This window comes from Pseudomonas sp. HP_08 (assembly GCF_055284095.1).
On the sequence record NZ_JBTOQC010000001.1, the window covers coordinates 483955 to 509087 of the forward strand.

Consider the following 25133-nt stretch of genomic DNA (forward strand, 5'->3'; position numbering starts at 1 on the left):
GAGCGCCCGTCTCTTTCCAGAAGAAAGAGACGGGCGCGGATTGGCGCAGCGAAGTGTGCCAAGAGGTGAGGTTGCTGCAATGCAGCGAGGTAGGTCCATCGTCTGCCGCAATGGGCAGATTGGTCGAGTAGGCATCCATCACTCTTGGGGAGTGACCGTGCGAGCCGCCGGACGCTAATCGCACTTGGGGAAGAACCCCCACGCGAGTGGCGTAGCCTTAAAGGTTCTGGCTACCTGGGCAGGTGCTGTCAACGACAGCGATCCGTGCGCCAATTGTTATACCCACTCGAAAAGGCGGTCAAGCGTCACGGCCAAAGCGCTCAGAAAATGGCGACTGTCGCCACTTTTGTCGCCATGCTCCAGGCCATGTTCTACGTGGGTTGTCGCCACTGTCGCCGGTGTCGCCATACCTATATCCATGCCCAACGAAAGGATCCGCTTTAACACTGAAACGGCTCTGCGCCCGATACAGATCACGAGCAATTACTGACGGGTAAAAGAAGGCTGGCGCTGATCAAATTTGAAATGAAAGGGAGGGACGCGGTGGCTGCAAGAAAAAGCGAGTGAACCCTCCGATCGGCGCGATCAAGATCGCTTGATCGGAGGGTTTGGCGGGAAAAGCAAAGTCTCAAACGTCAATTACAAACTCAGGTATCGATGCTGGTTGATTGGGAAGTGACTGCCTCACGTCGCATGATTAGCGTCTGCTGCAATCGCAGCAGAAAACCTGCTTCAAATGCTTCTTGGGGATCACCTGGACGATGATGCTTTCGGTTTTGCGCCAGTGCCCACCACAGCGGTAATGATGAGCCATCGAGCCAGGTCTCAGCGCACCGAACGCCGTCCTCAATCATCGGGCGGAATTCATTGCCCCATGGTGTTCGAAGACCAGGACGGCCTTCAGCTGAAGGGACAGAAACGTACTCACCAACCTGTTGATGAACGCGCTGAGCTGGGATACCGGACAAACATCGAAACGCCTTGTCGAACAATACAGCCGCGTCATCCAACAGCTCTACCGCCAGCTCAACATCCTGTGGAAAATGAAGCAGGACGCTCTGTGCTCCATTAAGCCGAAGTATTGCAGCCTGCCGTAGTTTAATCGCTGCATCTTCAGGGGTAAGCGATGAAGTATCGATGCTGTTGGGTTTGGGTAGGCCAATGAGAAGCGAAAGATCAAACATCGCGGAATCCTCCGAGATATTGTGCAGCTTGAATCATTTGGCCAGGGTGGCGCACGAGCTTAAAAGGGGGACAGGTCATTTTCCTTATCTCCTCGGACAGTTAAGGAGCCGTCCACCCAGCCGTTCTGACACGAAATGGGTGGCGGACCGTACGGGGGTCAGAAACCGGCGTCCGAGGGAACCGGCCAGGCCGAAGCCTGCCCCGCACGGACCGCCATAGAAAAGCAGCAGCTAAGCCTATGTAAGCACTTAATAGCTGGCTATGGCGCTATGCGCCTCGAACAATTCAGGTTCTGACACCCGGCCACGGGATTGACCGTGACGGGACAAAGCGTAAATGTGAAGCAGTGACAACACAAGCATGCAGTATCAATAAGCTATACATCGAATGAAGCTGCCAGCCAGATGATGACGCTCGACGGTGACTGGTGGCCCTCCACCGCTTCAGGTCTGACCTAGCGAAGAATAATGCAGAGTCCGACCACGCTGATAGAATCGGCATGGTTGTACATAACGCCCTTCTGAGAAATGTTATGAATACAGAATTGACGGAAGAAGAGATGCGCCGGGCGCTATTCGGTTATTCTCAGTCCCCTGCGCCAGCATTTAACACACACGTGCACGACACCGTCTCGGATGTCGTGATGGTACAACCGGTAAACGCAGCGAAGAAAAAGAAAGTCTCAAAAGGCTTCACGCCCAGGCTGAGAGTCACGCTGCGGGTGGGAAATGAATTTGAAGGCAAAATGCACGAGATGGTGCATGAGGCCGATACGCTGAGCTCAATAGTTGCGGAGCAAGAAGCTACAAAGACGGCCAGAAAAAAATTCAGGTTTGTGGAAGTTGTATCGGTCAAGTCGATGTAAGCGGCCCCTCTAATTTGGCACTAAATCGCTTTCTGTTACCACGGGTCACCCGACCGACCAGTTCGTGTCGATTGAGGCCTTAAACCTCAGTTACGCTAATCATATCGCAGGCTGGATTTAACACTGACGCTCCATCCAAAGTCTCGATACTCAACTGACCGCCAGCTCCCCGCAGCCGAGGGTAGCGATGGGCAGAAACCGGCCAGAAGCGGACGCAGATGACATGTCACTTCCCGGAGGTCATTCATGGCTCTACAATAATCAGCAACGATACAGAGCGCCCTGCATAAATTCCCAACAGATGGTTCATATCTGGGTAATGGATGCTCGAGCTCACTGCCGTTGGTTGTCTACTGTAGATTACTTAGTACGTACCGAGGCAGCGAGCAGATGGACGAATGTCGCGCCAGCTTGGCTTAAACAGAGCAGTAGTTAGCGGGCGATCATTCCGGCAGCTTGTTCGGTTGCTTCTGTAGTGCGAGTCGCGAGCTTGCGAACCTCGTCGGCAACGACCGCGAAGCCACGACCCGCTTCGCCAGCGCGCGCGGCCTCGATCGCCGCGTTCAGTGCCAGGAGATTTGTCTGGTTCGCAATGCTCTGTATAGTCCCAACTATCTGAGACAATTGAGCGATGTTTTCCTCAAGCGTCTGCTGATGCGCGACCTCTGCCTGTCTTAACGCTTCCTGCTCGTGCTGCAGATGGACATCCACGAGGGCCCCTACTACCCGAAGCGGCGAGCCGGAGGCGTCGCGCCGAGTCTGACCTCGAGCTCTGAACCATCGATATTCACCGCTCTTCATCTTTAGCCGGTACTCGATATCAAAGGGCGTCATCCCAGACCGGTCGTTCAGGTGAGCTCCAAATGCGTTGAGGCTTTGCTCCTTATCATCCGGGTGAAGCCTGGATGCCCAGCTATCCAAGACATCTGGGAACTCCTCCACGGTTTCAAATCCAAGCAATCGTCTGAATTGAGGAGACCACCAGAATGGGTTCTTTGGATTTACCGGGTCACCCGCGATAACTTCCATATCCCACAAACCGTCCGAGAGCATTTCCCTGGCCAGTTCGAACCTGGTGATGATGACGTCGTGCTCTTCGTCTCGCTCAAGCTGATCATGGATGTCACGCAGAGAACCCGCTACGCGTATAGGCATACCTCGATCATCCCGCAGCGTTTCTCCTTGTGCGTAGAACCAGCGGTATGAGCCGTCCTTCATCGCAAGCCGATTTTTCACCTTATAAGGGGTGTGCCCGGATTTATCGTTCAGATGGCGGGTGAAAGCGTCAAGAGTGGCTTGCTTGTCCTGCGGATGCAGGCGATCAGCCCAACTCGCCAGAACATTTGGGAAGTCGCGCTCATCGCTGAACCCCAGGAGGTTGCGTAGTTGCTGAGACCACCAAAAACGATTTTTAGGATTCACGGGGTCGCCGGCGACTACCTTCATATCCCAAAGCCCTTCGCTGGAAGCGCGGTTGACAAGGTCAAACCTGATCTCGTGTGCAGAAGCGGACGATGCTGCGTCGCGAAGTAGCTCACGAGCTGCTTCCAATTCCTGCTCAAGCTCCTGTATACGGGACCTGGAACCGCGATCGAGTGAATCAAACGCCCTCCAGGCATCAAGGACTGCAGCAGCTTCAGCGCATCCGTCTACTTGTGGCGGTACTCCGCGAGTAATCGCGGTCACCAATTGTTGTATCGCGCGACGATCACGGCGCATTCCGAAAAGGGTAGTCATGGCAATTGGACTCATAATTGTTGCGGGCCCTATCCATGGCACCTCGCCATCTATATCGTCACTGAAGAAAAAAGCTGTACACAATTTTAAATTTGTACACGTTCTTTTTTTATGAATTGCCCCTGAATGAGCAGATTTCTCAACAGACCTCGATTAGGTCGCGTGTGGTCGGCTTCTAGCGTTAGTGATGGCAGTATTCGGCCAAAGGCGGACGCTTGCCGACCTGAAGCTCAAACTCTGCAAGCAAAAAGCCCATCCTTCGCTTACAGGGCTACCTGAAACACATCACTCCATCGCTTTCTGGCGCCAACAGGATGCATCTGCACGGTCCTACGTCGATGCGGCTGTGGGCTATTCGATCAAGGAGTAGCGCTCGGCAGAACGCAATGTGAGCAACGTGATTGGCTAGCGGTAGTTCGCCAACTTTGAAAGATGCAGTCATTGGCTTCGCGGGGCAAGGCACGAAGGTTGCGAATTGCTCGGCGTATACCTGAGGTGTCGAGCCTGCTCATCGTTGAGAGATTAAACGCTGCACAATTGCTTTAAGCTCTTTTAGGGCAAAGGGCTTTAGCAGGAGTTCGGTCTGGCCGCTTTTAAGTGCGATCGCCGGGACAGCATTTTCCAAGAAGCCGGAAATGAAAAGAACTTTGAGCGTAGGGCATTTTTTGAGCGCGATCACCGCCAATTCATCGCCACTCATACTGCCGGGCAGGCCGATGTCCGTGATCAGTAACGCTGCCTCTGCTTTTGCTGCTAGCTCCCGCAGTGCTTGTGCAGCGGTTCCAGCCTTGGTGACTTGATAGCCGACTTCTTCCAGCGTCTCGCCAATAAGGTCACGAATAGCATCTTCGTCGTCGACCACGATTACCCTTGCGTTATGTGCCTGGAAATCGTGTTCCATACTGATCGGTACGCTGACATCAACAGTTGTGACTTGACTGTGGTGCAATGGCAGGAAAAGGCTCACCGTAGTGCCTTTCCCCATAACTGATTCGATCCGGGCCTCGCCCGATGATTGCTGGGCAAAGCCATAGACCATCGAGAGGCCCAGGCCGGTTCCAGAGCCCAAGGGTTTGGTGGTGAAGAATGGGTCGAAAGCGCGCTCAAGCACGCTTTGGGGCATCCCCGTCCCGGTGTCAGATATCCGGAAAAGTGCGTATTGCCCTGCGTTCAGCGCTGTAGCGCCATCCGTGGTATCAACGCGGGCCTTGCTGATTTGGATCTGGAGCCGACCTCCATGAGGCATAGCGTCGCGCGCATTGATGCACAGGTTCAATATCGCGTTTTCCAATTGGTGGGCGTCACATAAGCACAGCAAAGTTTCTTCTGGTGCCAATAGCTCCAGTTCGATTCGCGGCGTGAGGCTCCTGCTGATGAGTTCCCTCATTTCTTGAGCTAGCAACGCCAGGTCGACAACTGAGCTCGCCAGAGGCTGACGTCGGGCGTAGGCCAGCAGCCGATGTGTCAGAGAGGCTGCTCGGGCAGAAGCATTTCGTGCGAGCCCTACATATAGTGGTAGGTCCTCTTGCTTGCCCTGGGCGATACGTCGGTCAAGCATGTCCAAGCTGCCCGTGATTACGGTCAGCAGGTTATTGAAGTCATGGGCTAATCCACCTGTTAGCTGGCCCACTGCTTCCATTTTCTGGCTCTGCTGCAACTGCGAGCTCACTTGCTCCAGCGCTTCTTGACGTTCCTTGTATTGAGTAACGTCCCGCGCGACCGCAAAGTACAGCCCCTCTCGACGTGCTATTCGCCAGTTCAAGTGCAGTGGTTTGCCATTGGCGCGAGAGCCTTGGGTATCGAGCTCTGCGATATCCCCTCTGCCCAAGGTGAGTAGGGCATCCGACAGTTGGGAGGGGGAGATGAAGCAGAAAAATGCACCACCCTTGAGTTCTAGATCTGAAAGTCCGGTTTCGGTTTGCCAGGCCGGATTCATCGCCACGACGTCACCGTCCTCGGACAGCGTGCAGATTAGGTCAGGGGATACATTCCAGATACCATCTCGCTCCAGTGTACGACGCTCGACCTCATACTCCAGACGATCGTTGACATCGGAGAGGGCGCTCAAGGTTCTTCGGAATAAGGCGCAAACAACCGCCATGCCGAAGGTCACGAATGCGAAACTTGCGCTACTAACCCAGGCGGTCAAGCCATCATTAAAGCCAATCTCGCCAATGAAGAAATAGTGTGCGGTGAGCACTGCTAGCACGCAGCCTATGACCGATGGGCCAACGCCGAAACAGAAACCGATGAACATAAGCCCCGGTATGAAAAACAGGTACGGTAGTGCTGTGAAGGGAAGCTGCACGCGCACGGCGGCACAAAGCGCAATCACCACGACGGTGCCGGCGTAGCTAACCGGAGGGCTTGGCTGATTACGTGCAAATCGGCGCACCAACTCAAGACTACGAGAGAGAATACTGATCAAATGTTGCTCCGTCGGGGCCAGGTCGGAGAGCTGAGGTGCGAATTGTCGGCAGTCGATACGGCGATGGTTCGCCACCTCAGATAATTATCGGCAACCGCTACTTCAGCTTTAAGCGGTTCACAACCAGGCCTATAGTTTCTGATTATCAGCGCAATGGCTAACCATAATTGTTGGAATTTGGCGCCGTGATAAGCTGAAGGCATAGAATCAACACCTAATCTTGGTATTTCCAGCCGACTTATCACTCAATAGTAGCCGAAATGACCACATGCAACTTATGGCCCGAGGAAGAACGCGCTCGGCTGGTCGACGTAGACCGTTTGACCTCCGACTTGGAAAGCGGCTCGGACCCTGTGCTGAACAGCATTGTGGCGATGGTCTCCAGCTATTTTAAGGTGCCTACTTCGCTGGTCAGCATCATCGAGCGCGACTATCAAGTTTTCAAAGCCCGTGTGGGCATGGAGCCTGAACGGACTTCGCGCGAAATATCCTTCTGCGCCCACGGTCTCGACGAAGGGGGGATATTAGAAATATGTGACCCTGTCGCTGACCCGCGGTTCTTGAGCAACCCCTTGGTAATAGGCGCTCCGTTCATCCGGTATTACGCAGGTGCTCCGTTGACAATCAATTCAGGGCGCAACCTGGGCAGGCTCTGCGTGCTTGACTATAAAGCGCATGCGCCGATGGACGAGCAAGGGCGAACCCTTCTGCGCAACGCGGCCCAGGTTGTGGTGGCGCGGTTGGAATCCATGCACCGCTCGCATTACATCGACCCGATGACTGGCTTACCCAACCGGCAGCGCTTTGAAGCAGATATTCTGCAGGCACCTGATCAGCATGAGTGGGGCGCTGTCCTTATAGAGCCGCTCTCCGCATCGGGCATGGACAGTTTGGCGAAGTCGCTTGGCAGCGAGTTTTTCACCAACTTCATGCTGGCGGTCAAAGAGCTGGTCTTGAAGTTCCTGCCCGCAGAGACGCGTTTGTACCGCTCCGGCACTATGGGCTTTGTCGCATTGCTCAACCACCGGACACTGTCGCTGTCCAGCCTGGCCGACAGCATAGTGCATGCGTTCGAAAGGCCGCTGTACTGTGTGGATATCCCCGTTTTCTCCGATGTAGGGATCTGCGTACTGCCGCTCAAGCCCGAATCTGGCCTGCCGAAGGATATCCTGCGCCTGATGTCCAGCATCACTGATGCTGCGCGCCGAAGCGAGAGGCGTTGGCTCGATTACGATCCCGCGATCGATTCGAGCCTGCGTCGCAGCACCGTACTTCTGAATGACATCGAAGCGGCACTTGGCACCGTTGATCAGTTCAGGCTGGTCTACCAACCTCGTGTCGATCTTGCCAGCAACCGGTGCGTTGCTGTTGAGGCACTGCTGCGGTGGTCGCATCCCAAGCTAGGTGAGATTAGCCCTGCTGAATTCATCCCGCTGGCCGAAACCACAGCTTCTATTCGCCACATCACCAGCTGGGTAGTGCGGCGCGTCTGTAAGCAGCTATCAGAGTGGCGCGCTAAGGGCTTGGAAATGACTGTCTCCCTGAACGTCTCGGCGCTGGATCTGACTGACGGACGTCTGTTCGATAAGTTGGTCGAGGCCCTGCAAGCCTTCAAGGTAGCACCACGATTCATTGAGCTCGAATTTACCGAAAGCGTCCTAGTGACTGACTTCCAGGCCGTGCGGGTTCAGTTACAACGTTTTCGCGATCTCGGCGTTGCCATTGGGATTGATGACTTTGGCAGTGGTTACAGTAACTGGGCCTACCTGCGCCAGATTCCAGCAACTAGCGTCAAGCTCGATCGTTCACTGCTAGCTGATCTTCAGCCGGGTAACAACGAATGGCACATCTTCCGAAGCCTGATCAGCTTAATGCGGAATCTTCGTTTGACCGTCGTGGCGGAAGGAGTTGAAACGGAGCTGCACTACCACCTGCTGCGAGGTTGGGGCTGTCAGCAGGGTCAAGGATATTACTTCGCCAAGCCATTATCCCCGGTCGCGCTTCTCGCCTGGTTTGAGGAGGGTGCCTGGTTGTCTGGGCGGCCTAGCTGACGTATCCGCTCTGGGCCTACGAGACTGGAGGAGATTCAGATCGCGTCATTAAAAGCAGGCTTGAGGTTGATCAATTTCTGGGTATTTGGGTCCGAAGGGTTGCCTCATTCCCACTATTACTAAGGGTTAAAGCTTGCGCTCATTCAAAAAGGGGTTGTATCGATGGCGATTGAAGACTCCAAGACGTTAAAGACCGTGAGAACTGAGGTATGCGTCCGGCCAAGTCATCTACCCAGCCCCGCAAAGCTAAGACATGGTGTGCACTTAAATTTAAGTGGACACCAGTTCTAGCCTTTCAAGCGGGTATTTCATGCAGCCAACACGCCGTTCCTATTCCAAGTCCTTCAAGGCCCAGGTCATTCAAGAGTGTGCACAGCCCGGCGCTTCGATTGCCAGCGTCGCGCTCGGCCATAGCCTCAATACAAACCTCGTCCACAAATGGATTCGCCTGCAAACGCAGAAAAGCACCGCGCTGCAACCTGCTTTTATTCCGCTCCCGATGCCGCTGACGGTAGCAAACTCGCAAGCTGCATCGTCGAATATCTTTGTTGAAATCCAGCACTCGCGTGGCACTGTCAAAGTGAGCTGGCCCACTGAAAATGCTGCCGCTTGCGCGACCTTTGTTCGAGACCTTCTGCGATGATTCGCATCGACTCCATCTGGCTCGCCACCGAACCAATGGACATGCGCGCAGGCACCGAAACGGCGTTAGCCAGGGTGATTGCGGTGTTCGGTGCGGCGCAGCCGCACTGCGCTTATCTGTTCGCCAACCGCCGCGCCAATCGCATGAAAGTGCTGATGCATGACGGTTTCGGAATCTGGCTGGCGGCGCGCCGGTTGAACCAAGGCAAGTTCCACTGGCCTGGCATTCGCCATGGTTCTGAGATGGAACTGGATACCGAGCAACTTCAGGCTTTGGTGCTGGGTCTGCCATGGCAACGCGCAGGTTCTGGAGGCTCGATCACACTGCTTTAACGGTTGCCATTAGCCTATCGGTCTATCGTCGCGAATTGCCTGCTCTGGCAAAATTGGCCCCATGACTTCGCTACCCAATCTCGATCACCTGCCCCCTGAACAACTGCGCGTCTTGGCGGCGCAGTTGATGCAGCGTGTCGAGACGCTCGACCACCAGGTCGACACGCTGGGCAAGAAGATCAACCGCGATCAGACGGTGATCGAGAAGCTGACTCACGAGATCGCCCAGCTCAAGCGCTTGAAATTTGCCAAGCGCAGCGAGCAGATGAATCCTGAGCAGGCCAGTTTGCTCGATGACCTGATCGATACCGATATCGCAGCGATTGAAGCAGAGCTTCAGGCCTTGCAGACAGTGCCAGCGGCGCCCGAGAAAAAGCAGAAACCCAAGCGCACTGCATTACCGGCTGAGTTTCCACGCACACTGATCCATCACGAACCGGACAACACTCACTGCCCATGCGGCTGTGCACTCAGGCGCATCGGTGAAGACGTCAGTGAGAAGCTTGATTACACACCAGGCGTGTTCACCGTCGAGCGTCATGTGCGTGGCAAATGGGTCTGCGATGACTGTGAAACCCTCATTCAGGCACCGGTTCCGGCTCAGGTCATCGACAAGGGCATCCCAACCGCTGGACTGCTGGCTCACGTCATGATTGCCAAGTTCGCTGACCATCTGCCGCTTTACCGTCAGGAATCGATCTTCGGTCGAGCAGGCTTGGCGATTCCACGTTCAACCCTGGCTCAATGGGTTGGCGTGACTGGGGCTCAGTTGCAGCCGCTGGTCGATGCGCTGCGCGACGTAGTGCTTGGGCAGCAGGTGATCCACGCCGATGAAACACCGGTGCAGATGCTCGTTCCGGGCTCGAAGAAAACCCACCGTTCCTATGTATGGGCTTACGCCACCAGCCAGTTTTCGTATGTGGCAGCGGTGGTTTATGACTTCAGCCCCAGCCGTGCCGGAGAGCACGCTCGCCACTTCCTGCAAGGCTGGAAAGGCAAGTTGGTCTGCGATGATTTTGGCGGTTACAAAGCCAGCTTCGAGCTAGGTGTGACCGAGATCGGATGCATGGCACATGCACGGCGTAAGTTCTTCGAGTTGCATGCGACGAATAAAAGCACGCTCGCCGAGCAAGCCCTGCGCTATATCCAATTGCTGTACGAAATCGAGAGCGAAGTCCGCGATTTGGAGCCGGATTTACGGCACCGAATACGGCAAGAAAAAGCCGTTCCGGTAATGGACATGCTGCATGCCTGGATGAGCGCCCAGCGCGATCTTGTGCCCGAAGGATCAGCCATCAGCAAAGCACTCGATTACAGCCTGAAACGCTGGGTGGCGCTGTCGCGCTACCTCGATGACGGGGCCGTACCCATTGATAATAATTGGGCAGAGAACCAGATCCGGCCATGGGCTCTTGGACGCAAGAACTGGCTCTTTGCAGGGTCACTACTCAGCGGAAAGCGAGCGGCGGCGATCATGAGTTTGATCCAGTCTGCGCGGATTAATGGTCATGATCCATATGCTTACTTGAAGGACGTGCTAACACGCCTGCCAACGCAGCGGGCAAGTGAAGTCGATCAGTTGCTACCGCACGTGTGGAGGGGCTTTCACAAGATAGGCAATTAGAGTCCTGCGGCTGATCTACCGGCAAATGAGCGGAACTTGGATTTCCCCCAAACCAAACCGAGCATCGCAGCCAAGGACGAAGCGGCAAGTACACTCAATTTTGCCGCCGCGAGTAAACCAGGATCGTCAAACGCAAGGCCGGAAATGAAAATTGACATGGTGAAGCCTATACCTGCTAGCAGCCCTACCAGCGCGACGCCCTCCCAATTGACGCCCTCAGGCAGTTCGCAGATCTTGAACTTTATCAGCATAAAACTGGCGATCATCACCCCCAGCGGCTTGCCAAGCACCAACGCCGTCGTCACACCTATGAACACGCCTTGTGCCGCCGTATCGTCCAGGTTGACACCCTTTAGACTGACACCCGCATTGGCCAGCGCGAACAGCGGCATGACGCCGTAGGCGACCCATGGGTGCAGCCCCAATTGCACTCGCTGCACAGGAGATAACATTTCTCGCTCTGCATGACGCAATTGTTTCAGTGGTTTAGCTACTGCCTTTGGGCTCTGCTCAGCGTGCGAGAAGCGCTCCATCAGTTCCTGAAATGTACGCCCAATCGTATCCAGAGGTCGTTCACGCAAGGGCTTGGAATTGACAGGCGTCATTAGCCCTAGAACAACACCGGCAAGCGTTGGATGAACGCCGGTCTTTAAGAGCCCAAACCATACAATCGCTCCAGGTATGACATAGACGTAAGCTTTGCCAATACCCATGCGTTGAAATATCAGCACGATCAGCAACCCTGCTGCTGCAATGATCAACCCCAGGTAATCCAGGTTGGCGGTGTAGAAAACAGCGATGATCAGTATCGCAACGATGTCATCAATGATCGCCAGCGCAAGTAGGAGGACTCTCACGGAGCCGGGAATCGATTTACCCAAGAGAGCAAGTACGCCCACGGCAAAGGCAATGTCCGTCGCCGTAGGCACAGCCCACCCGCTGGAGGCAGGGGTGCCGAAATTGAGCGACGTATAGATCAGCGCAGGTACGACCACACCACCCAGCGCAGCACCAATAGGTAACGTAGCGAGCTTGAAGCTGGAAAGCGCACCGTCACTTATCTCTTGACGGATCTCCGCGCCCACGACGAGGAAGAACACAGTCATCAATCCATCGTTGACCAGAAAATGCAGCGACCGTGAAATAGTGAATTGCCCAATGCCTATGGTCAGCTCGGAGTTCCAGAAATGCTCATAAGACTCCGATATCGAACTATTGGCCCAAAGGAGAGCTACGATAGCAGCCAACAAAAGCGCAATACCGCTGACTGCTTCGATATGGGAGAACCGCTCCAGCGCTGAAAGCGCACGTTCGGTTAAAACTTGAGGACGAGGAATAGTTGAAGATGCCGGTTTTTTGCTGGCCACAGTGGAACTCCACCGGCGGCCCGACCAGCGCTTGCTTTTAACCTGCGCATCGCTTTATGCAATGACGCACCCAGAGCGATCATAGAAAGCTCGGCGCGCAGATGCAATGCTAGGCGCCTATGCGCTGAACCTTCTGTTGGTGAACGAACTCAATCAGTCTAGGTAGTCGGAGGATGATTCCGTTTACTTCCGAAGCAGTTGTCCAAAAAGGTAAGGCTATGATCGCTCGATGGCGTTGGATGCTGGTGCAACTTACAAAAAAGCTTTGGCTCAGAGCTACCTTGTTTTCACTGCTGGGCGTAGCAACCGCCTTGATATCAATCTTGCTCAAGGACTCGATTCCATTTTCTCTGTCGGCCCGCATAGGCGCCGATGCCGTTGACAAGATCTTGAGCATCATTGCCTCCAGCATGCTTGCAGTGACCACCTTTTCGCTAAGCACTATGGTGACAGCGTACGGAGCGGCCAGCAGCGGCGTAACACCGCGTGCGACGACGCTGGTAATGGAGGACACAACAACACAAAACGCTCTCGCGACGTTCATCGGCTCATTTCTATTCAGCCTGGTAGGCATCATCGCCTTGAGCACCGGAGTCTATGGCGCCCAAGGACGGGTGCTCCTGTTCGCAGCGACCATAGTGGTGGTCATCCTCATCGTTTACACGCTTTTGCGCTGGATTGATCACCTTTCAAAGTTGGGGCGAATGGGCGAGACGATTGATCTAGTGGAGAAAGCGGCCATTGATGCAATCGATCATAGAGTACGGTGGCCATACTTGGGCGGAGTCGCTTTCCCAAAGGGGTGGACTGTGCCTATCGGCTCTCGGATCGTTACCAGTGAATCGACTGGATATGTACAGCATATCGATGTTCAGGCACTGAGCGAGGTAGCGGAGGCCGGAAACCTCAAAATATTCGTGGATATTCTCCCCGGTAGTTTCGTCCACATGGGGATGCCACTGGCCTATCTCGTACCGCTGGCCAAAGAGTCTGTCGAGATCACTAGCCAGCCGTCGGAGAAGGTGCTCGCTACGCTGACAATAGGCATCCGGAGAACCTTCGAACACGATCCCCGCTTTGGACTTTCAGTGCTATCGGAAATAGCATCCCGCGCGCTGTCTCCCGCAGTGAATGACCCCGGCACGGCCATTGATGTCATCGGGCGAGGCGTACGTAGCTTGACTACGTGGGGTAAGCCACAGCCAGTTGCCCCTGAGCATGAAAAAAGCTGCGGCCAGGTTTTTCTGCATGGCTTGAATGTGGACGACTTGTTCGATGACTTCTTTGCGCCGATAGCCAGAGATGGCGCAGCAATCATCGAAGTGGATCTGCGCCTGATGAAAGCCCTGATCAGCCTTGCTCAGATCGATCCCGCTTTGTTCAAAGCCGTTTGCGTGAGGCACGCGAATATCCTTTTGAGAAGATCAGACAGCGCCTTGGCTTTGAACGAGGAAAAGCACCAACTAAGGGCACTGGCAGACAAGTTGCTGTTTAACTAGCCAGCCTCACTACTAAGGTACGAAAGCTGCATAGAGCGCTCAAAAGCCAATTTGATGACGCCTTCTATGAAGCCTTTTTACCTTACCTCCACCAGGCTCGCGCCTTCCATGCTTACCAAAGCACTGCTTGGCTTCATTGCTCTAGTGTGTCTCTCGTTGATTTTGGCTACAGCCTGGCAGATGAACCAGTCCAAGCGTGAGCGCGTAGCTACCGCCAAAATTGCGGTTTCAAACATCGTTCTTGCCGCCGAGCAGCAAGCTCAGGATACGGTACGACACGCTGATAATACGCTGCGTGATCTCGTGGAGCGCGTGGAGCACGATGGTGCAGAGGGGGCTCAGCAAGCTCGACTGGCGAAACTGATGGCCCAGGATGTGGTGAATGTGGACGGCATCCAGGGACTTTTCATCTACGATGCCCAAGGTAATTGGGTCGCCAATTCCTTTTCCCAAGGTATACAGGTGAAAAACAACAGCGACCGCGCGTACTTCGCGTATCACCGCGATAACGCCGATGAGTCCATCCACGTCGGTTCCATTGTCGAGAGTCGCATTACGGGGGAGATGGTTATCCCTATCAGTCGACGCATCAACGCTGCCGACGGTAAGTTTGCAGGTGTGGCGTTAGCGACTGTGCCCGTTGCCTATTTCCAGTCATTCTTCAAGCGCATGGATGTGGACGACAAGGGCGTTATTTTCCTTGCGCTGAACAATGGCGACCTGCTGGCTCGTCGACCGACGTTAACCGCACTCATGACGACCAATGTGGCCAAAGGGGATCTTTTCACCAGTTACCTTCCATACAGCGATAGCGGTACCGCTGTGATCAAGTCTGTAGTGGATGGCGTGGAAAGGATTTATGCCTATCGGCGGGTTTCTGGGTTGCCCATCGTCGCTGCTGCTGGCGTGTCCTGCCAGCATGTATTCGCCCCCTGGTGGGCCTATGCGTATCGATCCATGGCTCTGGTGGCTATGATCACTTTGTCTTTGGCTTCGCTGGGTCTCTTGTTGTACAGGCAAATCCAGCACTTGATCACTGCGGAAAGTGAGTTGAGCATCGCCCGAACCGAGCTTGAGATCATCGCTCAGACCGACAGTCTGACGCATCTGGCCAATCGACGTTGCTTCGACGCTACGTTGCAAAAAGAGTGGGGACGAGCGTCTCGAAATAACTCGGTCATCGCCATCATTTTGTTGGATATCGACTGGTTCAAGCAATACAACGACTGCTACGGCCATCTGCGAGGGGACGACTGCCTGCGCCAGGTAGCCGGGATCATCGGAAGCTGCATCAACCGGGCTGGCGATCTAGCGGCACGGTATGGCGGTGAGGAGTTCGTAATCCTGTTAACTGAGACAGATTTAGCGGGTGCTTTGAGCGTTGCCGAAAAAGTCAGGATGTCCATCGAAAACGCTCTTATAGAGCACTCTGGCAGTCCAGTGGGGAACGTCACAATCAGTTCCGGCGTGGTAGCGATCAACGCACCCGAGAAGGAGGGTTATACAGCCGCCCTGAGGGAAGCAGATCTACTTCTTTACTGTGCTAAAACCAAAGGTCGCAACTGCGTCGAGGGACGAGCAATGGCCGACACCACCAGAAAGCATTTCATATACCAGCCCGTTCTAGGCACAAGCCAATGCTGATTATGGCCGATTTGCTGCCCGTCTCGCCTTCTGCACCCCATTGCAATCCATCCCAGTTGAGATGGGGGTAGGCCTTTTGTGCCGCTGGCCTGATCATTCAACCTGCTTCGTGGCCTTTGAATCTGCATGCCAGGTTTTGACAGCCGTCTAGCGGCCACATCGCCTCTTGACGAAAAGCTTAAAGTTTCCAATTTTGGGTCGATAGCCTTTTGAATATGTCAACCATCATTGGAAAGCAGGAATCTAGCATGCGCCTTAGAAATCTCAATTTAGCTCCACGAGCTGCCCTGTTTTTCACTTCAATCATCATTCTGGTTTTTGTGCTGGGCATATTCGCAGTCCTCCAAATGGGCAAGCTAAGGGATGCCGAAAAAGACGTCGAACTCAATTGGATGGCCAGCATCCGACAAACTGCGTTGATGGACAAGGCGACACTTCGCCTGAGGCTCGAGACACAGCGAGGCCTTGCTGACCCTCAATCCATTCAAAAGAACATTGAAAGCTTCGCTGGCTATCGCAAGGCTTTCACCGATGCGGTGGCGGGCTATGAGCCACTGATAGCGAGCGATAAAGAGCGCTCGTTTTACACGCCAGTAAAAAACAGCGCCGATGCCTATTCCAAACAACTGGATATTCTCGAACCGTTGATGAGACAAGGTGACATAGCCACAGCGGTCAATCTGGTGAGTACAGGTATCCGCCCGCTCACGAATGCGATGGAGCAGCAGATTAAAGACTTGACCAATTTTAACAACGAGGGCGCAGCGCAGGCCGGGCAAACCGCAACCGATCTCTATAACAACGGCCTTTGGCTTGTCGTTGGCCTCATAGCGGGTGTAGTCATTTTGACGATTGGCTTGGCATTACTGCTGACGAAAAGTATTACCTCTCCGATTAACGATGCGTTGTCCGTCGCGGAGCGTATCGCGGCCAGTGACCTCTCCAAGGAGGTATTGGTCAGCGGTACTGATGAAGCAGGGCGATTGTTGAAAGCGCTTGCACAGATGCAGACAAACCTGCGTAACACGATTATGCAGATCTCCGATTCGTCCACGCAACTTGCCTCTGCGTCAGAAGAGATGACAGCGGTCACTGAGGAGTCGAGTCGTGGTCTTGTCGCCCAAAATGACGAGGTCAATCAAGCAGCCACAGCGGTCACAGAAATGAGCGCGGCAGTTGACGAGGTCGCACGTAACGCGGAGTCAGCTTCTGAAGAGTCGAAGCGTACCCAAGGGTATACCGAGGTCGGTTTGGCGCGGGTGGCTCAGACGTTAAAGTCAATTCAAACGCTGAACGGTAACGTTGAAAACACCAGCGAGCAGATTCAAGGGTTGTCAGATCGTGCCCAGAGCATCACTAAAGTGGTCGAGGTGATTAGGGCAATTGCAGAACAAACCAACCTGTTGGCTTTGAACGCAGCCATCGAGGCCGCACGAGCTGGCGAGCAAGGTCGTGGGTTTGCGGTGGTTGCGGATGAAGTAAGAGCTTTGGCCCATCGCACTCAAGTGTCGACCCAGGAAATCGAGCAGATGATCGCTGCCATCCAGAATGATTCTGATCTGGCCGTGAAGGCAATGAACACGAGCCGAGATCTGGCGTCCGAATCGCTTGGCGTCGCCCAGGAAGCCAGTACCTCGCTGGATCAGATCGCCACGGCCATTGTTCAGATCAATGAACGTAACCTCATGATCGCGACGGCCTCTGAAGAACAATCGCATGTAGCCCGCGAGGTTGATCGCAATCTGGTCAGTATCCGCGAGTTAGCAGCGCAAAACGCTGCGGGTGCCAGCCAGACAGCAAGTGCATGCGGTGAAATGTCAAAACTGGCGGTTAACCTGAATCAGCTGGTTAACCGATTTGTGGTATGACAAAGGCTTTAGGGAAGCTGAGGGCCAACCTCGGACTAGCCAGGCACTGAAAGCAGTGTGCCCGAAATGCTCAAATTTTCTGATTACGCGGCAATTCCGATAAATCGGGATTGCCTCAAGCGTAATGGTTGTTCCCGGCATTAAAAGTCCAAAATGACTGAATTGGCAAAGCGCACACGATTAGTCTCAATATTCAGCCTGACTCAGCGTGTTCAGAATGGGGGGGATACCCGTACGCTTACGAACTGAGGGCAAGGCGCAGAGTTGTAAAGCGCCGGGTGGGTGCTGTTGGGGCTGTTCGACCGTAAGGACGGCAATGACCAATACGTGGAGTACCACTTGGGCCAGCCCGCCGAGGCGACTGGGAGCGCGAGGGTATATCTGTCTAAGCGACTGCAAAAGTAAGCCCGGCGCGTTACCAATAACGCCGCTCACGTTCAAAAGGCCGCTACACCTAAGCCGGGTGTGTGGGCCTTTTTTTGCCGGCGGAAACCACCCCCCCATACAGTGGTTTTACGCACTGATGCGCCCTCACTCGAAAAGGAAGCGCAGCCATGCCCTTACCCCGCTACGTGGTTTTCCCGTCGAGGAGTGCGGCCACAACAATTCACTAGCTCTAGCAATTGCACTCTCTGGGGGCGAAGGTGGCAAGACAAAAGTTCAGGGCGCATACGAGAATGATTTCCTCAGCACCGACAGCCACGAAAAGGCTATGGCAATCTACGCCGAGCACTCGGAGCCCTAACCCTAGGCTCAAGTTCGCTCCCTTTGGTCGCATAGCTTGATTGTCGCCTTCGGGTCGTCAGCTGCCGGTAGAGATAAGCTGCAACCGACCCTGTGCTGTCGCTTGTACCCCCCGCCCCACTTGAGCAGTGAAGGAGTCCCTATATGAAAAAGCCCCCCTTGTACCTCTTTGCCAAGGTGCGGTGCATTTGTGAGTATCGCCCCAGTGTTACGGCTATCGTGCTGTTTGGTCTCGAGGTTGAGGGTGAGGACGAACCACCGGTTTATATGGAGATTCGCTTCATTGATTACACCAGCCAGCAGATTGAAGGGGACCATCTGATGCTTTCGCTGGAGGAGGCACTTGAGTACGCTCAAGCTGATTACGGTATCCACCAGACTGATTGGCGTGCGATGAACCAAGAGGAAATTGATCGGATTACCTGGTAGCTAGAGCAGCTACCGGGCCTGTTCCTGACTCGGCGTTGAAAGACGAGTGAGAACCGCAACTGATCAAGAGGAGCCCCTTCCGATGATCGCTCGCAAGACGTTGCAGCCCTCAAGGCCCCAGAAGGAATCCGTTTCGGACATTGTAGAGTTCGGTAATTTGACTGCTCGCCTGCCGCTATGAGTCGAATGCCAGATCGCAGCTCGACGTTGCACTTAAAGCTGTCAAGGTTGCCTAATGCCCTAGGCAGCGTCCGATCCGAAACTGCCATTGCGTCTTTTACACGCCGAGAACGGCTTGGGCTTGGATTCGTTCGAACCTTTCGTGGATGGTTCAGTGCAGAATTTGCGCGATGGCAAATCCCTCTTCGAAACAGGTGAAGCCAAGGATCAGAAAACTGGCTCTGTGGGCTACTGCGAATAGTTGCCAGACAGCGAACAGCATCCTCCCACTGCGCCAATGCAAGCCAGTTGAGTATTTCCAGCTCGAACCAAATATGCTGCCAAGCCGCGTCGGCTTGGATCAAGGCAGTGTCTTGCCATAAAGATTCGGTTTGCGCGACAAAAGCCGACCATGCAAAGAGATTCTTCGACGCTTGTTCGCTCTCGCTGAGCCAGTACGTCCTGGCACCCATAAAATATCCCCTGGCATTGATCCGTAAGTGGCAGCCATCGGCTAGGCGTGAATCACACGCCCTTCAGTTAACATCGATACCAGGATAAAGATCCGCAAGTGGGTGGTAATCGGGATCTTCAAAACGACTATTGTTGTAATGCATTTTGGCAGTAGGCCCCTCGCCTTCGTACGTCACCTCAGAATTGGGAGTCAGATGCCATCCGGTCCCATCTTTGTCGCGTTCGATCAGCGACGGATACAACGTACATGTCCCGCCCGAACCGGATGTCAGCATGAGTTGGTAATAGCGTCCGGCTTGGAGCGTGAACTTTGCCGAGACATAGCAGTAACGAGTGCGTGTCCCGTGGATACGCCAGCGGCTAAATCTGTGTCTCGTGCCCAAGAAGCCTCGCAATAACCGTATATATTTCTGGAAACTGTACAAATCCCTCGCGGTCGAGAAAATGTCCCCCACCACTAACGACTTGTTGCTCGGCTTTGAGGTTGCGGGACAGTTCGATAGATGCTGCAGGCTCAACAATTGAATCGTTGTCGGAAAACAGCGAGATGATTTTCTGTGTACGACGGCAAACTTCCGCGTGGTCCAGCGGTGCATCTGTGAAGGCGTGTAGCTCTGGCAACGTAGACACCGTTCTATCGAAGCCGGAGACCAGCAAGACTCCGCCAGTTAAGGTGTGTGCGGGTAAGGACAACAAGTGCCGTAGAGCAGCGATGCATCCAAGACTATGCCCTATGAGGATCGTGTTTGTGTCAGCTGCTGGCAGTGATTGCTGCAACGCCAATGCCCATTTTATTGGATCAGGATTGAACGAATCAGGCATAGCTGGAATGCTAACTTGCGCGCCTTGCTCCCGTAGCACCTCCGCCAACCAAGGAAACCAGTTCACATTGGGCGAGGCAGTATAACCATGCACAATTACAACGTGTATACCGTCATAGCGGTTCGATGTTCTGTTGACTGCATGCATATTGGGTATCAGAGATCAGCGGATTGATCGGTCGCTGATACTACACTTTCTACTTTCGGCCGGCGAGGATGTCACAGCTGAGAAATTGAGCTAGCTGGATAATTCCCTGCAACGCGTGTCGTGGTATGCGTCCAATCGCGGCCATCGGCAATGCGGTTGTAATCTAGGGCTGATGGCAATTCGTGGCCGTCAATGACCACGACTCGTGCTGGTCACTCCGTTGAAAATGGCTGGTGAAATGCGATGCAAACGAGTGGTCAAGTGAGGGCCAATTTCGCATGAGTGACACAAGACCTGATTTCGGCAAACTTGCCCTCCGTCCAGCCACAGGGTGCGCAAAATTCCCGTGGTATTGCCTAAAGGCGTTGGTTTTTGTGCTGTTAGCGCCGGAAAGTATGCATAGTGGGAGCACTGCCGCAAGAAGCGATGTAGTCGTGTTTTTTGCGGCACAGGCGGCAATGGCAATGGATCACTGATTTGGATGTGGCGGGGATGGCTCCTAGGTGACGTCTGCGCATAAGCAGCTTCCTTGGTACACCGTTGTCGTACGCTTTTCCGATCATGCGAAAATGTCAGCGTAACCGTCCAATTAAGTCAGTCGACTACCCGTCAAGATACTAACTAACCAAACCGTTGAGGGCGTGGGTGGCTCACAATTACACTGCGATTTATCGGGCTGGCGAGTTGGAGGGCTGATGGGGTTTTCGCGAGCAAGCTCGCGCCTACAGGCGTGAGATGTCGGGGGGACGTATGCATAGCCCCAGGTCAGCGCCTTTCCAGCCAGGCAAGCCTGAGCATTTCATTTGCCTCGGTCGGTTACGAGGCCCATGGTAGCTCCCTTAAGCCACCGATATCCTGAGGCAACGCCAAGTAGAACGATAAGGCACCGAAATATACTGGCGAGCGTCTGCTTCTGGCCGAAGCACCGCCTCCGATCAGGCTTGTTTGACGCCGTTGGGTAACATCAGCAGGCAAGCATCAGCAACGGCATGGGCAAACGGGGCGAAGTCCTCGGTATTAGCGGCGATGATGTGATCAGTCGCGCCATGGACGCCCGCATAAATGAGCAATGCCACAACGCTCGGATGTTCTGGCGCCCAATTGCCGGCCAGCTTCCCCCCTTCAATAATCGCAAGCAATTGCTCGAGAATAGCGTTCTTCGAGCCGTTGGCACGATCATGATGGTGGTGGTTCACGTAGACGATATCGTGGATACGATATGTCTTGACGTAGGTTTCGATGTTGGCGTGAATCCAGGCGCGAAGACGCTCTTCCCAGTCATCGGCAGCGCAGCGCGCCATTGCATTGTCCAGGCTGAGCATGAAGCGCTCGGTGTAGCGCACGGCCAGGGCGTCAAGCATTTCGTTCTTGGAAGAAAAGTAGTGATAAAACGTGCCCTTGGCCACTTGAGCTGACTCAACGATCTCGTTGATCGTGGTGGCCTCGACCCCCTGAGCTAGAAAAAGCTCCTCGGCTGCCGCCATCAGTTCATCAAGACGTACTTCGGCGGGTTTGGTCCGGGGCTTGGGAGCACGTTCTGTCGCCGGAGCTTTTAAGGGGGCTTTGGTTTTCATCGTCTCGTTTCGAACAATTCGTCAAAGGAAATCAGTGTAAAGGAGGGAACCAATCGAGGTGGGAAAAAGTTGGAACGATCAATTGACCGACGGTCAGTCGGCAAATATCATGAGGCATGAACATTGATCGCTCCGCCTCAGACAACCCGTTCACCCGGCGCTTTCCCCGTATAGCGGCGCTATGTGCAGCCTACCTCGGCACCTTTCTCGCCACGCTGGATATCAGCGTCGTGAACGTGGCACTACCGACACTGCAAGACGCGTTGCAAACGGATATTTCCGGTCTTCAATGGGTCGTCAATGCATACACGATCTGTTTGTCAGCCTTCATGTTGTCTTCGGGGCCCATCGCCGATCGTTATGGGCATAAGCGGGCTTGGCTGGCAGGTGTGGGGCTGTTTACTGTCGGCTCAGCAGTTTGCGCTATGGCATCCAACCTGGATTTACTGCTGTTCGGGAGGGCGGTGCAGGGAGTCGCCGGTGCGCTTCTGATCCCGGGTGCCCTGCCAATTCTCAGCCATGCATTTCCAGACGCTGAAGAGCGTGCTCACGTCATTGGTGGCTGGTCGGCGTTCAGCGCATTGGCGCTTATCCTGGGGCCATTGCTGGGTGGCTTGTTGCTCCATGGCATAGGTTGGCAGAGTATTTTTGTTATCAACCTGCCTCTTGGGATGATTGCCATAGGCCTGGGCATCTGGGGGATCAGGGAGCGCAAACAGCAAGCGCGCACAGCGCTGGACCCGGCAGGGCAAGTGCTCAGCGTCGTGTGTCTTGCCAGCCTGACTTATGGGCTCATCAGTATCGGCCAGCCGGGCTTGAACCCTTTGATACCCATAGCGGCGCTGGCAGTTGCCCTGGTGGTGTTTATTTTGTTTATGTTTGTAGAGCGGTGTGTAGATCGACCGTTATTGCCACTTTCGCTGTTTCGCAGGCGTTCGTTTGCCGTGGTCAACCTGGCCTCTTTTACCCTGGGTTTTTCGTACTACAGCTGCCTGTTCTTCTTCTCGATCTATTTACAGACGATTCAAGGCTTGTCGGTGGTTGAAACGGGTTGGCGAATGATGCCGCAGTTTCTGGTCACCGGTTGCGTGTCGATTTTGTACGGGCGCTTGAGCGCAGTGATGACATCGCGAAGACTTCTGGTGGCCGGTTATGGCGTGACGGCGCTGGCGATGTCTACCATGGTGACCTTCACAGCACATACCCCTTATTGGATTGTGGGCACCCTGTTCGGGCTTCTGGGGCTCGGAGCCGGTCTCGCAGTACCTGCCACCAGCATGGCGGTTATGACCGCCGCACCGATTGATCGTATGGGGGTGGCCTCTACCACGATGAACGCGTTGCGTCAGATGGGCATGACAATCGGCGTCGCCTTTTTGGGCACGCTCATGAGCAGCGAGGCGTCACGAGTGCTAGCTGCCGCGTTGCGTGATCAAGGGGTAGCCAAAGCGCCTGAGATTGCGCGGTATGTGATTGCTCATGGTGTGGCATCAAGTGACTCGCTGATTGTTTCTGCACTTTTTGTTCCCGCGATGGAGCACGGGTTTCATGTGGCAATGATGGTTTCCGGGCTCGCCTGTGCACTGGTGGCCCTGATGCTGTTAATCACCTCTTTTGAGGCCGACACCTTGCCATCGCCCCCACCGAAACACACAGATGGCGGCTGACTTTGCTTCAGAGTGGAGCCAGCCTTGAAATTCACCTGCAGTTCTGTGGTCTGTACAACAATCCCGTTAAGGACTGTTTTATGCCTATTCGCCGTACCCTCTGTTTCCTGACGCTGCCGTTGTTCGCAGGTTGCCAGTATTTGCCCCACACCAACTACTTCACCGCGCCCGAAAACGAGCCCAATCCTGCCTGGGTACGTATCGTCGACTACACGCAACATGCCGAAGTTTACCAATACGAAAACGGTAAACGTTCGGGCGGCGCTGTTCGCACCGGCCTCCTGCCGTTCACCCATACACAAGACGTGGGCATGCCCAAGGCAGGGCAAGACCTCACATGGGACTATTACGAAACGCGGATCCGACCCGGTATCGAAACGCAGGTGGATCTTTTCTGGGAGGGGGCACGCACTCGCTCCTGCCACATCTCGACGAAGTTTACTCCCCAAGCCGGACGCTATTACCAGTTCAGGCTGACATCCGGCTCATCAGGCAGCTGTAGGGTGTACGCATCGCTGATTGAGCGCGACACAGAAGGAAACGGTTGGCATCTCACGCCGAATCCGCAGGTGACCTACAACGGTGATGGACCGACGGCCCAAACCTATTACCAGAACAGTAGGTTTGAGGACCCCGATTATCATCCACCTGAAGCTCTGTATCCTGGGATGGACATTTACTAGACAGGTGCACGACTACAAGGAATCGTTAATTGGCTAGCGCGAAATACTTCCGAACGCTCGGCGAGCGAGCCTCAGAAGATGTGTTCGCATGGGCGGCATTTGTCGCGCAAACAGAATTCCAGTGGAAAGACACAGCGTCAGTCCAGAACGCCGTCGCCTGGCGACGTATGGTTCGAGCTGGAAATACTCAACGGGCTTGCGCTGGCGCATTGGGAGGATGAGGGAAAGCCTGTTAACTGGTCGAGCCGCTGGAATACCGACTATCGACAAGAAGCTGCGGCCCTGGCGAATGACTTGCTGGAGCTTTTGTGCGATGCAGAATCATCTGGAGGCTGAACCATCACGCTGGTCTCACGCAAAGTGCCCAGAAGTCGGATTGCGGCGAACAACGACCCGACGGTCAGCTCAATACGGATCTAAACCGCTCTTCAGGGAGTTCCTCTGCAAAAATTGCATCGGCTTTCAGCGGCACACCCTCAAATATGCCAGCTTATCCATCCCCATCCGCGCGCTTGTGCAATAGAGCATTTTATAAACTGCTCACACCGTATTGTTCCTCACTGCGTTGATGCTCTTTTGGCTGATACTGCGCGTCGAGATTGTAGAGTGATCACGGGATGACTGCTTCTGGCCGGTTTCTGCCTGTTGCCACCTTCCGACTCGGATCGAGTGCTGCCCGTTGTCCCGCCTGCTGCGAGAAGATCACTGCTTATCATGGATGCGAAGCAAGGTTTTCAGATCAAATACAGGCGGGGGTCAACGGAGTGCTATCCCATGAGGTATTCCATTTGGTATTCCAATCAAAATACACAACTAATATTAACTATAATAATCAATAAGATAATTTACCGTTTCAGATTACCCCGGCCCACCAAATCCCAGAAAAAAGACGCCTTAGGGCGTCTTTTTTTTGTGCCTGGCATTCAGAGAATCTGAAGGATGTCGGAACCGTATCGAACGCTTGGCGCAGAAAGGTTGACCATGGCCAAAGACATCGACCCCCCCTGCACATCGCTATGCCAACTCAGCGGCGACTTATGCAGCAGTTGCGGTCGCAACAAGGAGGACATTCGCAAATGGCGGCGCATGAACCGCCCTGAGAAAATGGCCGCCGTGCAGCGCGCAAGCCAGCGTTTGAAAAGCCTCAACAAAAAGAAGAGCTAAGCAGGATGAATCGGGCGGTGTAAAAGT

Annotated in this window: 18 protein-coding genes and 2 pseudogenes; 13 read left to right on the forward strand and 7 right to left on the reverse strand. The window is 54.3% G+C overall.

From position 1 onward, the window contains the following. Positions 1 to 647: 647 nt before the first annotated feature. Positions 648 to 1184 (reverse strand): LasR-specific antiactivator QslA, encoded by a 537-nt coding sequence (locus ACYAS9_RS02355; RefSeq protein WP_083224212.1) that lies wholly within the window; start codon positions 1182 to 1184, stop codon positions 648 to 650. 533 nt (positions 1185 to 1717) lie between these two features. Here ACYAS9_RS02355 and ACYAS9_RS02360 point away from each other — a divergent pair. Beyond that, on the forward strand, positions 1718 to 2050 hold the full coding sequence (locus ACYAS9_RS02360; protein ID WP_431480365.1) for a hypothetical protein: 333 nt from the start codon (positions 1718 to 1720) through the stop codon (positions 2048 to 2050). Positions 2051 to 2491: 441 nt separating this feature from the next. Here ACYAS9_RS02360 and ACYAS9_RS02365 read toward each other — a convergent pair. The 3 genes and pseudogenes from ACYAS9_RS02365 to ACYAS9_RS02375 form a co-directional block, all read right to left on the reverse strand. Next, positions 2492 to 2719 (reverse strand): annotated as a pseudogene (locus ACYAS9_RS02365) (methyl-accepting chemotaxis protein); the annotation flags it as partial. A 45-nt stretch (positions 2720 to 2764) separates the two neighbouring features. Next, a pseudogene (locus ACYAS9_RS02370) lies at positions 2765 to 3802 on the reverse strand (PAS domain-containing protein); the annotation flags it as partial. Positions 3803 to 4295: 493 nt separating this feature from the next. Next, positions 4296 to 6215 carry an ATP-binding protein gene (locus ACYAS9_RS02375; RefSeq protein ID WP_463566699.1) on the reverse strand — a complete coding sequence of 640 codons (1920 nt, stop codon included), beginning with the start codon at positions 6213 to 6215 and terminating at the stop codon, positions 4296 to 4298. A 260-nt stretch (positions 6216 to 6475) separates the two neighbouring features. On the opposite strand from ACYAS9_RS02375, the gene ACYAS9_RS02380 reads away from it, so the two are divergent. From ACYAS9_RS02380 to tnpC, 4 genes are all read left to right on the forward strand, one after another. Beyond that, positions 6476 to 8266, forward strand: coding sequence for a sensor domain-containing phosphodiesterase (locus ACYAS9_RS02380; protein ID WP_463566700.1), 1791 nt, complete (start codon positions 6476 to 6478; stop codon positions 8264 to 8266). Positions 8267 to 8576: 310 nt separating this feature from the next. Next, a complete protein-coding gene (tnpA, locus tag ACYAS9_RS02385; protein WP_463566701.1) occupies positions 8577 to 8909 on the forward strand; it encodes an IS66-like element accessory protein TnpA in 333 nt (110 codons plus the stop codon). Further along, on the forward strand, positions 8906 to 9241 hold the full coding sequence (gene tnpB, locus ACYAS9_RS02390; RefSeq protein WP_463566702.1) for an IS66 family insertion sequence element accessory protein TnpB: 336 nt from the start codon (positions 8906 to 8908) through the stop codon (positions 9239 to 9241). Before tnpA ends, tnpB begins: the two co-directional genes overlap by 4 nt. A gap of 61 nt (positions 9242 to 9302) precedes the next feature. Beyond that, a complete protein-coding gene (tnpC, locus tag ACYAS9_RS02395; RefSeq protein ID WP_463566703.1) occupies positions 9303 to 10865 on the forward strand; it encodes an IS66 family transposase in 1563 nt (520 codons plus the stop codon). On the opposite strand, the gene nhaA is transcribed toward tnpC, so the two are convergent. Continuing rightward, the gene (gene nhaA / locus ACYAS9_RS02400) at positions 10862 to 12232 is read right to left on the reverse strand and encodes a Na+/H+ antiporter NhaA (protein WP_463566704.1); all 1371 of its coding nucleotides are present in this window, start codon (positions 12230 to 12232) and stop codon (positions 10862 to 10864) included. The two genes, tnpC and nhaA, sit on opposite strands and share 4 nt — an antisense overlap. 218 nt (positions 12233 to 12450) lie before the next feature. On the opposite strand from nhaA, the gene ACYAS9_RS02405 reads away from it, so the two are divergent. The 4 genes from ACYAS9_RS02405 to ACYAS9_RS02420 all read left to right on the forward strand — a co-directional run bounded on the left by ACYAS9_RS02405 (position 12451) and on the right by ACYAS9_RS02420 (position 18416). Then, positions 12451 to 13731, forward strand: coding sequence for a DUF2254 domain-containing protein (locus ACYAS9_RS02405; RefSeq protein ID WP_463566839.1), 1281 nt, complete (start codon positions 12451 to 12453; stop codon positions 13729 to 13731). A gap of 66 nt (positions 13732 to 13797) precedes the next feature. Further along, the gene (locus ACYAS9_RS02410; protein WP_463566705.1) at positions 13798 to 15375 is read left to right on the forward strand and encodes a sensor domain-containing diguanylate cyclase; all 1578 of its coding nucleotides are present in this window, start codon (positions 13798 to 13800) and stop codon (positions 15373 to 15375) included. Positions 15376 to 15623: 248 nt separating this feature from the next. After that, on the forward strand, positions 15624 to 17243 hold the full coding sequence (locus ACYAS9_RS02415) for a methyl-accepting chemotaxis protein (RefSeq protein WP_463566706.1): 1620 nt from the start codon (positions 15624 to 15626) through the stop codon (positions 17241 to 17243). A gap of 888 nt (positions 17244 to 18131) precedes the next feature. Next, positions 18132 to 18416 (forward strand): hypothetical protein, encoded by a 285-nt coding sequence (locus ACYAS9_RS02420; RefSeq protein ID WP_032900782.1) that lies wholly within the window; start codon positions 18132 to 18134, stop codon positions 18414 to 18416. 993 nt (positions 18417 to 19409) lie between these two features. Here ACYAS9_RS02420 and ACYAS9_RS02425 read toward each other — a convergent pair. Together ACYAS9_RS02425 and ACYAS9_RS02430 are read right to left on the reverse strand one after the other, a co-directional pair. After that, positions 19410 to 20018 carry an RBBP9/YdeN family alpha/beta hydrolase gene (locus ACYAS9_RS02425; RefSeq protein ID WP_065909794.1) on the reverse strand — a complete coding sequence of 203 codons (609 nt, stop codon included), beginning with the start codon at positions 20016 to 20018 and terminating at the stop codon, positions 19410 to 19412. Between the two features lie 935 nt (positions 20019 to 20953). After that, positions 20954 to 21592, reverse strand: coding sequence for a TetR/AcrR family transcriptional regulator (locus tag ACYAS9_RS02430; RefSeq protein ID WP_463566707.1), 639 nt, complete (start codon positions 21590 to 21592; stop codon positions 20954 to 20956). Positions 21593 to 21708: 116 nt separating this feature from the next. On the opposite strand from ACYAS9_RS02430, the gene ACYAS9_RS02435 reads away from it, so the two are divergent. The 4 genes from ACYAS9_RS02435 to ACYAS9_RS02450 all read left to right on the forward strand — a co-directional run bounded on the left by ACYAS9_RS02435 (position 21709) and on the right by ACYAS9_RS02450 (position 25106). After that, a complete protein-coding gene (locus ACYAS9_RS02435) occupies positions 21709 to 23259 on the forward strand; it encodes an MFS transporter (protein WP_431480361.1) in 1551 nt (516 codons plus the stop codon). 80 nt (positions 23260 to 23339) lie between these two features. Next, on the forward strand, positions 23340 to 23942 hold the full coding sequence (locus ACYAS9_RS02440) for a hypothetical protein (protein WP_463566708.1): 603 nt from the start codon (positions 23340 to 23342) through the stop codon (positions 23940 to 23942). A 99-nt stretch (positions 23943 to 24041) separates the two neighbouring features. Next, positions 24042 to 24278 (forward strand): hypothetical protein, encoded by a 237-nt coding sequence (locus ACYAS9_RS02445; protein ID WP_463566709.1) that lies wholly within the window; start codon positions 24042 to 24044, stop codon positions 24276 to 24278. Between the two features lie 645 nt (positions 24279 to 24923). Then, entirely contained in the window at positions 24924 to 25106 is a 183-nt protein-coding gene (locus ACYAS9_RS02450) for a DUF1289 domain-containing protein (RefSeq protein WP_463566710.1), read from the forward strand. The last annotated feature ends 27 nt before the right edge of the window (positions 25107 to 25133 follow it).

Bases quoted from the DNA above. Each gene is read 5' to 3' on its own strand.
- ACYAS9_RS02355 (WP_083224212.1), bottom strand. From the start codon at position 1,184: ATGTTTGATCTTTCGCTTCTCATTGGCCTACCCAAACCCAACAGCATC.
- ACYAS9_RS02360 (WP_431480365.1), top strand. From the start codon at position 1,718: ATGAATACAGAATTGACGGAAGAAGAGATGCGCCGGGCGCTATTCGGT.
- ACYAS9_RS02380 (WP_463566700.1), top strand. From the start codon at position 6,476: ATGACCACATGCAACTTATGGCCCGAGGAAGAACGCGCTCGGCTGGTC.
- tnpA (WP_463566701.1), top strand. From the start codon at position 8,577: ATGCAGCCAACACGCCGTTCCTATTCCAAGTCCTTCAAGGCCCAGGTC.
- tnpB (WP_463566702.1), top strand. From the start codon at position 8,906: ATGATTCGCATCGACTCCATCTGGCTCGCCACCGAACCAATGGACATG.
- tnpC (WP_463566703.1), top strand. From the start codon at position 9,303: ATGACTTCGCTACCCAATCTCGATCACCTGCCCCCTGAACAACTGCGC.
- ACYAS9_RS02405 (WP_463566839.1), top strand. From the start codon at position 12,451: ATGATCGCTCGATGGCGTTGGATGCTGGTGCAACTTACAAAAAAGCTT.
- ACYAS9_RS02410 (WP_463566705.1), top strand. From the start codon at position 13,798: ATGAAGCCTTTTTACCTTACCTCCACCAGGCTCGCGCCTTCCATGCTT.
- ACYAS9_RS02415 (WP_463566706.1), top strand. From the start codon at position 15,624: ATGCGCCTTAGAAATCTCAATTTAGCTCCACGAGCTGCCCTGTTTTTC.
- ACYAS9_RS02420 (WP_032900782.1), top strand. From the start codon at position 18,132: ATGAAAAAGCCCCCCTTGTACCTCTTTGCCAAGGTGCGGTGCATTTGT.
- ACYAS9_RS02425 (WP_065909794.1), bottom strand. From the start codon at position 20,018: ATGCATGCAGTCAACAGAACATCGAACCGCTATGACGGTATACACGTT.
- ACYAS9_RS02430 (WP_463566707.1), bottom strand. From the start codon at position 21,592: ATGAAAACCAAAGCCCCCTTAAAAGCTCCGGCGACAGAACGTGCTCCC.
- ACYAS9_RS02435 (WP_431480361.1), top strand. From the start codon at position 21,709: ATGAACATTGATCGCTCCGCCTCAGACAACCCGTTCACCCGGCGCTTT.
- ACYAS9_RS02440 (WP_463566708.1), top strand. From the start codon at position 23,340: ATGCCTATTCGCCGTACCCTCTGTTTCCTGACGCTGCCGTTGTTCGCA.
- ACYAS9_RS02450 (WP_463566710.1), top strand. From the start codon at position 24,924: ATGGCCAAAGACATCGACCCCCCCTGCACATCGCTATGCCAACTCAGC.